Origin of the sequence: Brucella thiophenivorans (assembly GCF_002252445.1) — a bacterium.
Lineage (GTDB): Bacteria > Pseudomonadota > Alphaproteobacteria > Rhizobiales > Rhizobiaceae > Brucella > Brucella thiophenivorans.
Genome location: NZ_NNRJ01000049.1, coordinates 46,043 through 57,611, shown reverse-complemented (window position 1 = coordinate 57,611; position 11,569 = coordinate 46,043). Strand labels below are relative to the sequence as shown.

The following is an 11,569-nucleotide window of genomic DNA, read 5'->3' as shown; positions in this document are numbered from 1 at the left end:
AAAAGGCGCTTCACGCTATGAAGCGCCTTTTGGTTAAGTCGATTTAAAATCATAATTTTATGAAGGTGAGCCGGTTAATTTGCTCATATCCAGCTCGACGCGCAGAATATCGCCGGGTTTGATTTCCGTGCGTTCATTGGCAACAATATCCTCAAACGTTCCGCTGACATTGCGGCTGATGGTGAAGACTAGCTTTTGACGCATATCGGAGGAAGAAATATTGCCGGATGACTTGGCGATTTCCGCCATGGTCTGGAGCTGTGCGTTGGCGCGTAATTCCATACGCGCAATGTTGAGATCCAATTCCTGCAAGCTGGTTGCCGCCTCGCTTTTGCGCACTTCTTCAAGATTGGCGATACGTTGCTGAACTGCAAGTTGGTTTTGCCTTGCTCTCGCCAGAAACGATCCCAGTTCCAGTGCATCGCGGCGCGTTGCCGAAAGATCGCGTTCCATATCGCGAAGATTGGATTTCGCGGCAAGTCCACGATCCACGAGCGATTTGCTTGAATCAACATTTTCCTGCAGCAACTGAATTTCAGTATCATGAAGTTTCATGCTTTGCTGAAGCGTTGTGATTTCATCACCATAGCTTGCAACCTGTGCTTCCAATGCCTGACGCTCGGCTGCCAGATTATTACGACGCACATTAAACAGCGTTTTTTCACCTTCCAGCATATGCTGACTCAGTGCAGTCGCCTGCTTATTGACAGCGGGCTGATCCGGCAAATCATAGTTAAACTCTGTTCCATTCAGTTCTGCCTGAAGACGCACACGGCGGATATTGGTCGTTGTGATCTGCATTTGAAGATCGGCGTATTCCTGTTGCGCGCTAATCAACTGCATACCCGCAGTGACAGCCGGCGCTTCCCCTTTGCCAGCCCCACCGCCCAATGCCATCAATTGAAGCGCAACCATGCCCGGACGAAATTCATATTTGCCCGGCGCCTTAACATCACCAACGATGAAAACGGGCGCATATTGATTGATTGTTGCCGTCACAGTCAGTCCCGGAATATGCTGGGAGAGTGATCCTGCAATTTTTTCACTGATCTGCGGTGTTGTAAGGCCGCTGACATTAATGTTGCCAACCACAGGATAACCAATATTGCCGTCCACATCGACGGGATAAAGCCCGGTCAGCGAAGGCTGTCCATAAACCGTCACCTGCAAAATATCATTCGGGCTGACGCGATAAGCCTGTGCCTGAGCATCAGCCTGCGCGAGCACTGCTTGGCCTGCACCCAGAACAATAAAGCCCGACAACATTGTCGCCCTGAAATGCGACATGAAACGAGAGTGCCTTGATGTAACTGGCATTTTGATCCCTCAAGCCTGATCTTGTGCGTGATCAGCAGCGCTATTACGCCGCTTCATTGCGGCACGCAGAAACGCGCCTGTTCGTCTCGCCATGGGGCTGCAATAAGCCCATGCAATATTGATCCAGCTGCGATACGATGTTGAAAACTGGTTGACGACAGCCAGCGCCGGCTTGCGTCCCATTGCGGCCATTGTCTGGATCAGCGCATGATTTGCATGCTGATCTTTGCGATCCGGTTGCACCACAAGAAGTGTGGTATCGGTCGCCCGCGACAGCAGAACCGTGCGTTTGTCTTCCATCACAGCCGGTAGATCGACGAGAATAATTTTATGATCGGCACGCAATTGCGCGATCAGCTCTGCAAGCCAATCCCCTTCTTGCAGTTGTTCGCCCGGGGTGATGATGTCGATCCCTGAACCATGATCATGAATAAGCGTTGCTCCTGAAATCTGACGATCGGTCGAAACGCCACCATAGCCATTTCCGGGTAGTCCAAAAGCTTCTGAAAGTCGCGAATGCCGATTGGTCGCGTCGATCACCGCAACCGCCACACCAGACGCCGCAAATTGCTGTGCGAGGGCCGTAATAAGCAGCGTCTTACCTTCATTTTCTGTCAAAGACACCACGGAAAGTGCGAGTGAATCGCGACCGCGCGTTAGAACGCGCAGACGGTCATGAACGGATTTAATCGCACGCCCAAAAGCGCTGGTCGGATCAAGTCCACGATTAACCAAAAGCGGCACCGTCAACTGGTGCGACAGCGGAAGAAGCGTTGCAGCTGGAATTCCGGGAAGTATGAAAGACGCGGTCTGCGCTGGTCGAATTTTATCAAAGGTTTCTCGTAATACAGTGCCCAAAAGCGATACCATGGTGCCCAGGCCCAAACCTAACAACAGCCAGTTCGCAAGATTAGGACTGGCCTTTGCCATCGCAGGCTCAGCCGAAGAAATCATTTGTGCTTCCGGAACCGCAATACCGTCCTGCTCGATAAGCTGCTTGTAGCGGGTCAGATAGCTCTCATAAACGGTACGGCTAGCATTGGCTTCGCGGTCAAGCTGCACGGCCTTGACCTGTGCCTGATTGGCCTCTCCCAGTTCAGCTTCCGCACCTTTAAGGGCCACTTCAAGGCTTGTACGACGTTGCCGGGCAATCTGGATTTCGTTGCTGAGGCTTTTGATGATTTCATCAACCTGTGCGGTAATCTGCTGTTTAAGTGCTTCGCCTTCCGCCACAAGAACCGGGATTTCTGCACTTTTCAACGCGCCATTGGCACGCAATTCATCAAGCTGCCGCTCGACGCGTGCCTGTTCATTGCGCAACGATTGAATAGCCGGAGAAGCCAGAACCTCAGTGAGAGCTGGCGCTTCATTTTTGGTTTTAAGAGACTCTGCCGTCCGAAGCCGCGCTTCTGCAAGTGATACTGCACCCGTCGCTGCGACGATTTCAGCATTCAATGCCGCAACACGCTGCGCCTGAAAGCTCATCTGTCCCGTATCGCCCGCAAGACGCGATTTCTGTCTGAAATCTTCAGCTGCACTTTCGGCATCTTCAAGATTGCTGCGTAAAGTGACAAGCTTTTCGCCAAGCCATTCACTGACACGACGCGCTGCCGACTGCTGCACGTCAATCTGGTGATCAAGATAAGCCGTTACAAAAGCATTCGCGACCTGCGCTGCATAGACGGGATCAGATGCACGGTAGGAAATAAAAATGGTATATGATCGTCCATCATTATTGACCCGCAAACGCGACAACAAAAGATCGATGCGCTGCCTTTCGCGCGCCGCCGCATCAACCTCACGAGCGCCCCGATCCTGTGCCGGACTGTCCGGAGATGATGAAAGCACCGTTCGCGACCGGAACTCTGTTGGAACAACAATGTTTTTTGCTTGCAGAATGTCGATGACTTTACGTGCCATCATACGCGAGCTGATGATGTCGAGTTCAGAGCGCAAAACCGGACTGTCCTGCGGCAAAGGTGTTATGGCACTTTCACTGGGAAGCGCCTGTACACGTCGCATATCGAGAACAAGAACCGATTCTGAAACATAGCTCACCGGTGCAGTGAGGTAACCTGCAAAGCCAATGCAGGTTCCCGCTACGACCGGCGCTATCAGCAACAGTTTTCTTCGCTTTATGGTCTCGAGCAAGTCAGCCAGGGGCTGCCGCGCGTTTCCAGATGAAACGTCGGAGATGATCACGAAAGCTCTCCCTATAAGGAAATGTTCTGCGTTGTGACGCGTTGTTTCAGTGGGCTAACGGTGCTTCACTGAATGTCGGAGAAAGACGACTCCGACGGGAACAGCTCGTTAATGATGCAGGCAACTTCTGTGCGGTTCGACGCTTTGAGTTTCTTCATGATGTTACGGATATGAACTTTAACCGTGCTTTCCCGCAGCTTCAGCTCATAGGCAATAATCTTATTTGCCTTGCCACGGCGCAATGCATTGACCACCTCTGCCTGGCGCTGGGTAAACATACCGCCAAGTGGCTGGAGCCGATGCGAATTCGGATCTGAAGCATGACGCAGAGCCAGCACACTGCTTGCGGGAACAAAAGTTCCGCCAGCCATGGCAAGCCGGAGCGCTTCCACACATACGTTCACATTGACTGACGTTGGAATATAGCCTTTGACGCCATAATCGAGCGCCTTCAGAACCTGAGATATATCCTCTTTGTCGGCAAGAATAATCACGGGAGCAGGTGCGCAATCACTAACGATACGGTTGAGATAATTGCCGACCGCAGGGTCCGAAACTTTCTGACCACCAATATTAAAAAGGACAGCGCTGACGGTTCGTCCGCGACGCTGATGTTGCCATTGTTCAAAGGAGCTGAAGGTTGCAATCGACATTTCAATACTGTGGTTGGTCAGCCCATGTGCAAGACATTCACGATCCAACGCACGGTTGTCGATGATAACAAGTAATGGAAGCAAACTTTCGAAAGAATCTTCCGACTTGAACGATGCGTCTCTAGATACAATATGGCCATTATTCTTTATTTCACTTGTACGGCTGCTAAAATGCGGAGAAACGTTCATTTTTTCGCCCTCAAAACCGATTTATGCGCACGATTCATTGTTTTCAATCCACAATGACTGAAGCGCGGCGGTCGCCTGTTTCTGATTTATGTGAGATTTATTTATAACCCCGTAATCAATTCTTATTTTTTATTTTGTTGATTAGGAGATTGCCCGAATTTTAGAACAGTGTCATTAACCTAGATTAGGCGGTTTAGTGAAATATGGTTTAGTGAAACATAAGAATTATACGCAATTAGTGGTAGAGATTACTACCTTGCCAAAATAGTAGCGCTCACTGACACTTATTGGAGCGTTTCGTCCCCCAATAATCACTAAAAAAGCGAATCGCCAACAAATCAGGCTCCATTTTTTTGGGCGGCGGCAGGACTAGTGCCAATGATGGTGAATGTTGATGATTCAAAAACGCTGCGCCATTTTCTAGAAAGCCCGCCAATTGGTGCGGTTTTCGAAGAAAGTGATTTTAGTATTCTGAGCGCACTCCCCGTATCGGTGAAAACCTATGCACCGCACACTGTCGTCAGCAGTCAGGGAGATTGGGCGAACTCGCTCCATATCATTAAAGGCGGATGGGGGTGTATCTATCGCGATCTGGCGGATGGCGATCGCCAGATACTCGATTTTCCGATGAAGGGAGACTTCTTAGGCTTTCGAACCGGGATCGGCTTTAATTATTACACACTGATTTCCGTCACCGAACTCTCCGTCTTCGAGCTCCCTCTTGATCATCTGACGGAATGTTTGGTGAAATCACCGCGCCTCGCAATGACTTTTATAGAACTGATGGCCCGGCAGCGCGCCATTCTTGTTGAACATGTAATTAGCATCGGACGACGCAGTGCGCTGGTGCGCGTGGCACATCTCCTGCTTGAACTCGGTCATCGCGCCCGCCTGAACGGGACAGGCAAAGAAGCTTCCTTTTTCTGCCCCCTCACCCAAACAGAGCTTGGCGATGCGCTGGGGCTGACCCCTATTCATATCAATCGCATGCTACGCGAATTGCGCAGCGATGGCCTGTTGACCTTCCGCAACAATGTCGTTGAGTTTCTCAACAGACCGGCGCTTACACATATTTCGAGCTTCGATGAGGACTATCTCAATATGGAGATTTTTCCACGCTTTCATATGACCAGCCCGCCATATCGGTGAATTCAAATCGAAGAATGGAAAATCTCGCGAACAAGCCCATGAACGCGACGAAAGGCGGCTTCTGCACCGGCCACAACACGTTCTTCTTCTGAATCTGTGAGTTCGATTTCATCAAGCGCTACGGTAAAGGTGCGCCAATGAAGGCCACGCCCTTCAGGAGCGCCTGCCAGATGACGAGCGCCCAGCTCTTCAGACAGACCCAGCTTCAAAGCCTCTTTTAGCAAAAAAGCCGCTCCGAGATTGGAGCCTTCTGCGACATAGAGCCAGCCAAGCGCTGTCGGCAAATCAACCTGTGTATCTGCTGCAAAAGCTGGGGCTGCGTCAGCTGCAGGCAGATCAAAGCTAAGATCAATCAAATCCTGACCGACCTCTCCAAAGCGACGGCGCCCTTTCAGATCGGGAAGCAACGCATCAAGAGCTGGGTCATCATAAAGCACATCAATATCGCGATGAAACTGATACTGCACTTTTACAAACATCGCATAGCGCTCGCGGCTAGCAAACGGATCACAGGCCATGATGCTCTGATCCAGACGTTCATGCGTGCCCGTTGTTCGCGCTTTCAGCCTCTTTGAGCGGAAAAGTATAACGGGCTTTTCAAAAATGGCAGCGTCAGTCATGTCGTTTGTCCCAGTTAGCGCGCGAATATTCCAGTCGATAGGATCCTGAAATCAGCTCTCTAATAATTAGGCCGTGTGGACGATTATTTTTCGGGCGTGGCGTAAGACGTATTTTGTTTCTGAACAGGAGAACAGACCGCCATGGAGTTGGCTCTCCACAAGGGTTGTTCGACGCATTCAGAGAGAAAATCCGCCACGTCCCGCAGGGATATGGTGAAAATAACCCAGCTTTGCGTCGCAAAACCTTGATGGAGAACTACTCCACCTTCGGCTTTGCTCCTAAACCTGTGCTATTTTCATCCATACCACGCTCCAAAACATAATCGTCCACACGGCCTAGACGGTTGTGACCACTAATTTGTGCACTGCCAAGGCTAAAAATATCTTTTCATAAAATTTCGCATCCAATAATTTAGAGCATATCCTGTTTAACGGGAATCGCAGAAACCAATCTATCTAGCGCATGTCTTTATCCCAAAACCGCTATGCACTTTTGCGGGAAATGCTCTAGGGTCTGAGTGAAACTAAGTTGTTTTGTTAGTTTCTAAATCTAAATCAGCTATCGGCACTGGCCGTCCAAATAACCAGCCCTGTCCCACGGCATCCGGGTGCAGCTTCATCACATAAGCTGCCTGATCAGGCTTTTCGATCCCCTCGACAACCAGCTTAAGGTCCAACCGACGAGCAATACTGCAAATATTCTCGACGATTTCTGCGCTCACTGCTTCGGTTCCGATAGCTTGCGTGAACATTCTGTCGATTTTAATTCCGTTGATTGGCAACTTTGCCAGATAGGAAAGATTGGAATAGCCCGTTCCAAAATCATCAATAAAAAACTCGTAACCACTTTTCCGAAACGACTTCATCCCTTCGATGAGATCGCCATGATGAGCGGTCGAGCGTTCAGTAACTTCCAGTATGACCTGGCTTGCCGACAGGCCATGGCGCATCACCTCATTTTCAAGAAAAGCACGCAATTTCGTATCAAGCACATCTTCTGCAGAAACATTTATACTCAGATAAAAATTTGAATTTTTTTTAAGAAAAGGCTGCATTTCATCCAGCGCGTTGCGAATGACAAGACGGGTTACATTGCCGATGATACCAAGTTTCTCAGCGATGGGGATGAACACATCCGCGGCAATGGGATTGTCGAGATCATCGTACAGACGCGCAAGAACCTCTACGCCAATAACTTCTTCATCATGCAGGCGTACAAGCGGTTGATACACGACGTTAAAGCGCTCAAGCGCAATAGAGCGTCTTATTTGTTGGGGTAGTGACGAATGCCCTCGCCGCCAGCGAACTGCAGCCAGCCCCACACCGCCACCAGCCATTGCTCCAAAAGCCCCAATTGCCAGCAAGACCCCAATCGACTGTTGCAACATACTGACGCCGGTCAGGCTCGCAATCACACAAATATCAACATCGTCAGCACATTTCGAAACCAGACGGCGCGACCTTAGATCATACCAGGCCAGCTTATGCGGTTTAGTGGTTTCCAGATTTCGAACATCACCAAATGAACGATAAATATAGCGGCTGTCATGGCTGATTATATAGGCGCTTAAGTTTTCCTCCGTGCGCTCCTGCAAAGTAAAGGCAACCGGTGATGTAAAGACAATAGCTCTTCCCTTGCCCACCATGTCCACATTATCGGAAAGTTTGCCCACATTTGACGCATTAGCCCACAAACGATGCCCGCCATCCACCACCCGGTTGCTTTGCGGTAAAATTTGCGAAGGCGAAAGCCGCCCCCAAAGCGCCGTACAGATGATCCTATCGTTTTCCACGCGACCAACATCGCCCAGAAACGCCGATTTAAAAGCAAGTCGACGGACTTCCGTCAAATCCTCATCGGAACAGGGTTGTCTATCACTGCCGTTAACTACAGCAAGTGTATTCTTGCTGTCATTGGCAACATCAACTGCATGAGAGAGCAAATTATCACGATAATCATTGAGTCTGACGTAAGAAAGTCGAACGAGCTCAAGTTGACCAAGAGTAAGAGTTATTATGATTCCTATAATGGATGCCAGCGCAATAAATATCCTATCATTGCCATTACGGATTCCAAGCATAAAAATTACTCTCCGAATACAATGTGAAACTCTATGCGACCCAAAATGTTAGCCTCAATATTAAAAACATTAACTTCTCCAAGAATTATCAGATTTTGAAAAACGAACCAACAACAATATCATTTTGTTTTGCCGAAATTATAATGTTCGCATAAAATTTGCCATTCTCGATTTGCGCGCTACAAGAGATAATACCTCTCTACTTGTTATTAATTAGAATTGTTTGTATCAGATCAATCAAATGAAATTTCGATAAAAATGACATTACGTTCAAAAATATTTAAATTATCTTCAACAGTTGACGTTGAAGAACTTACCCATAAATTATCGCCGCATGACCCAAATCGCGATTGATCACAATTACCTCCTTGAAAAACTGTCGGCACTGCTGGCAATTCCAAGCCCAACAGGCTTCACAGACGAAGCAGTGCATTTCGTTGCACGCGAACTGGAGCGTCTTGGCCTCGAAGTCATCCTTACGCGGCGCGGGGCGATCCGCGCACGCCGCAAAGGCAACTCTCGAAAACCTGCACGTGGCATCGTCTCCCACGTTGATACGCTTGGTGCACAGGTCAAATATCTTAAATCCAACGGACGGCTTGAGCTTGTTTCAATCGGTAACTGGTCGGCGCGGTTTGCAGAAGGTGCGCGCGTTTCGATCTTCTCGTCAAAGGGCACCTATCGCGGATCGATCCTGCCGCTGAAAGCCTCTGGCCACACTTTCAACGAAGAAGTGGATACGCTTCCCGTTGGCTGGACCTATATCGAGTTGCGCGTCGATGCGCTTGCCCGCAACAAGGAAGACTTGATAGAACTCGGCATTGATGTTGGCGATATTGTTGCCGTCGATCCTATGCCGGAGTTCATCGACAACGGCTTCATTGTGTCCCGGCATCTTGATGACAAAGCGGGCGTTGCCATCATGCTGGCATCGCTAGAAGCCATGCAACGTTTGGAGATCGAAACACCAGTTGATACTTATTGGCTATTCACAATTGCAGAGGAAGTAGGTGTGGGCGCTTCCGCTGCCGTTGTGCCTGAAATTGCATCGCTTGTGGCAATTGATAACGGTACCACAGCACCTGGCCAGAATTCGTCCGAGTTTGGCGTAACACTCGCCATGGCGGATCAGACCGGTCCCTTCGATTATCACCTGACGAAGAAGCTTTACGAGCTTTGTGGCGAACACGATATTCCGGTGCAGAAAGATGTCTTTCGCTATTATCGCTCCGATGCCGCGTCAGCGGTAGAGGCCGGACACGACGTTCGCACGGCTCTGCTGACATTTGGCGTCGATGCCTCGCATGGCTATGAGCGTATTCACTTGAGCGCACTGACATCAATTGCAAAACTCACCGTACACTATGCAATGAGCGCGGTTGAGATAAAGCGCGATGCCGAGGAAACCACGAAGGGTCTCAAAGGCTTTACACATCAGACGTCGACCACCGCTGAACAGGATCTAAAGCCGGAAGACACCCCAGCAGAATAGCGGAAAATAGCACAAAGATTTTGACGGCGGGTTCATCCCGCCTTTTCCATGCGCATGTCCCCAAAAGTGTAAAATGGTTCTCGGAATAGATGCGCGTTAAAGCAAATGATGAGAGCGCCGATCTCATTCAAACATTCCATAAGCACGCAAATTAATTATGATAATTTGTTGATATAAGTCGTTTCCTCCCTATAAATTAGTCTCTGACAGACTAATAGGCAAACATGGCCAAACGAAAGGAACCGCTGATGAAGAGGTTATTTCGCGCCGTTTTAACCGCGGCCACTCTGGTTCTTGGGTCAGCGACATTTCACGCTGGCGCACAGACACCGCCCGATGTTCTGATCGTCGGGCAGATTGCAGAACCGCAATCGCTTGACCCGCATACGGTCACAGCAACCAATGATTTTCGCATCCTTGTAAACGTCTATGACGGTCTGGTCCGCTATAAGGATGGCACACTTGAAATCGAACCGGCGCTTGCTGAAAGCTGGGCCATTTCAGACGATGGAAAGACCTATACATTCAAGCTAAGACAGGGCGTGAAGTTCCATGACGGTTCAGATTTCAACGCGGAAGCGGTCAAATTCAACTTCGAGCGAATGCTGAACAAGGATCATCCGTTCTACAATACCGGCCCGTTCCCCTTATCTTTCAATTTCGAATCTGTCGTAAGCGTCAACGCGATTGACGCACAAACGGTCGAATTCAAACTGAAAGAACCCTTTGCGCCCTTCCTGTCTAACCTCGCCTACCCGACCGGCCTTATCGTTTCACCAGCCGCCGTCGAACAATATGGCACTGAATTTAGCCGCCATCCGTCGGGCACCGGCCCATTCAAATTTGCCGAATGGCAGTCTGGTCAGCGAGTGGTCGTCGAGCGCAATCCCGATTATTGGGACACGGCACCAACACTCAACGCTATTGTCTTCCGCCCGATCACCGACGCAAATACCCGCGTTGCTGAAATGATGGCAGGCGGCATCGACATTATGGTCGAGGTGCCGCCGGATAATCTTGCGACCTTCAAACAGGATGCAAATTTTGCAGTCGCTGAACAGGCGGGGCCGCATGTCTGGTTTAGTATTCTCAACACGAAAAGCGGACCGTTTGCCGATAAGAAAGTGCGTCAGGCTGCAAATTACGCAGTCAACAAACAGGGCTTGGTTGATAATGTCCTGCAAGGTTCTGCCACTGTAGCGGCTGGTCCCGTGCCACCTGCTTTCAACTGGGTGGATGATAAAACCGAGCCTTATCCATACGATCCTGAAAAGGCCAAAGCGCTGTTGCAGGAAGCAGGTGCCACCAACCCGGAACTTACTTTCTATGTCACAGAAGGCGGTTCGGGGATGCTTGACCCAATCAATATGGGTGCCGCCATTCAGGCAGATCTAGAGGCTGTCGGTTTCAAGGTGAAGATTGAAACCTATGAGTGGAACACATTCCTTGGCCGCGTGAATTCAGGTCTCGATGGCAAGGCGGATATGGCCGAAATGGCGTGGATGACCAACGACCCAGACACGGTTCCCTTTCTCACCTTGCGCACCGAAGCACTGCCTGACAAAGGCGGCTTTAATTCCGGCTATTATTCCAATCCAAAAGTCGATGAATTGCTGACCAAGGCACGTCAATCAACGGATCAGGCGGAACGTGGCAAGCTTTACGGTGAAATTCAGTCGATTGTTCACGACGATGCACCATGGCTCTTTGTTGCCAATTGGAAACAGAACGCGGTCACAACCGCAGCCGTGCAGAATTTCAAGCTTCAGCCGTCATTCCTGCTGCATCTCAAAGATGTGACCAAACAATAAAGCTTTGCGCCAGAAGTTTAGGCTGCTGGCGCAATTCTGCTAACGCATTTCATGA

Annotated in this window: 8 protein-coding genes; 3 read left to right on the top strand and 5 right to left on the bottom strand. The window is 49.7% G+C overall.

The features are described 5' to 3' along the window. Positions 1-57 precede the first annotated feature (57 nt). From CEV31_RS13635 to CEV31_RS13625, 3 genes are all read right to left on the bottom strand, one after another. Positions 58-1,287, bottom strand: coding sequence for a polysaccharide biosynthesis/export family protein (locus CEV31_RS13635; RefSeq protein WP_094507611.1), 1,230 nt, complete (start codon positions 1,285-1,287; stop codon positions 58-60). Between the two features lie 39 nt (positions 1,288-1,326). Further along, the gene (locus tag CEV31_RS13630) at positions 1,327-3,519 is read right to left on the bottom strand and encodes a GumC family protein (RefSeq protein WP_094507610.1); all 2,193 of its coding nucleotides are present in this window, start codon (positions 3,517-3,519) and stop codon (positions 1,327-1,329) included. A gap of 65 nt (positions 3,520-3,584) precedes the next feature. Further along, positions 3,585-4,361, bottom strand: a complete 777-nt coding sequence (locus CEV31_RS13625) for a response regulator transcription factor (protein WP_094507609.1) — start codon at positions 4,359-4,361, stop codon at positions 3,585-3,587. 378 nt (positions 4,362-4,739) lie between these two features. Between CEV31_RS13625 and CEV31_RS13620 the strand changes: the two genes are divergently transcribed. Then, positions 4,740-5,510, top strand: a complete 771-nt coding sequence (locus tag CEV31_RS13620) for a Crp/Fnr family transcriptional regulator (RefSeq protein WP_094507608.1) — start codon at positions 4,740-4,742, stop codon at positions 5,508-5,510. 2 nt (positions 5,511-5,512) lie between these two features. Here CEV31_RS13620 and CEV31_RS13615 read toward each other — a convergent pair whose 3' ends face one another. After that, complete coding sequence (locus CEV31_RS13615) at positions 5,513-6,130, bottom strand: biliverdin-producing heme oxygenase (RefSeq protein WP_094507607.1); 618 nt, start codon at positions 6,128-6,130, stop codon at positions 5,513-5,515. 524 nt (positions 6,131-6,654) lie between these two features. Continuing rightward, entirely contained in the window at positions 6,655-8,211 is a 1,557-nt protein-coding gene (locus CEV31_RS13610; RefSeq protein WP_094507606.1) for an EAL domain-containing protein, read from the bottom strand. A gap of 334 nt (positions 8,212-8,545) precedes the next feature. On the opposite strand from CEV31_RS13610, the gene CEV31_RS13605 reads away from it, so the two are divergent. After that, complete coding sequence (locus tag CEV31_RS13605; RefSeq protein WP_094507605.1) at positions 8,546-9,703, top strand: osmoprotectant NAGGN system M42 family peptidase; 1,158 nt, start codon at positions 8,546-8,548, stop codon at positions 9,701-9,703. Between the two features lie 248 nt (positions 9,704-9,951). Further along, the gene (locus tag CEV31_RS13600; protein ID WP_094507667.1) at positions 9,952-11,514 is read left to right on the top strand and encodes an ABC transporter substrate-binding protein; all 1,563 of its coding nucleotides are present in this window, start codon (positions 9,952-9,954) and stop codon (positions 11,512-11,514) included. Positions 11,515-11,569 lie beyond the last annotated feature (55 nt).

What these genes read in the sequence shown, in the direction of transcription:
- CEV31_RS13610 (WP_094507606.1), bottom strand. Translation starts at nt 8,211, where the DNA reads ATGCTTGGAATCCGTAATGGCAATGATAGGATATTTATTGCGCTGGCA.
- CEV31_RS13615 (WP_094507607.1), bottom strand. Translation starts at nt 6,130, where the DNA reads ATGACTGACGCTGCCATTTTTGAAAAGCCCGTTATACTTTTCCGCTCA.
- CEV31_RS13600 (WP_094507667.1), top strand. Translation starts at nt 9,952, where the DNA reads ATGAAGAGGTTATTTCGCGCCGTTTTAACCGCGGCCACTCTGGTTCTT.
- CEV31_RS13620 (WP_094507608.1), top strand. Translation starts at nt 4,740, where the DNA reads ATGATGGTGAATGTTGATGATTCAAAAACGCTGCGCCATTTTCTAGAA.
- CEV31_RS13625 (WP_094507609.1), bottom strand. Translation starts at nt 4,361, where the DNA reads ATGAACGTTTCTCCGCATTTTAGCAGCCGTACAAGTGAAATAAAGAAT.
- CEV31_RS13605 (WP_094507605.1), top strand. Translation starts at nt 8,546, where the DNA reads ATGACCCAAATCGCGATTGATCACAATTACCTCCTTGAAAAACTGTCG.
- CEV31_RS13635 (WP_094507611.1), bottom strand. Translation starts at nt 1,287, where the DNA reads ATGTCGCATTTCAGGGCGACAATGTTGTCGGGCTTTATTGTTCTGGGT.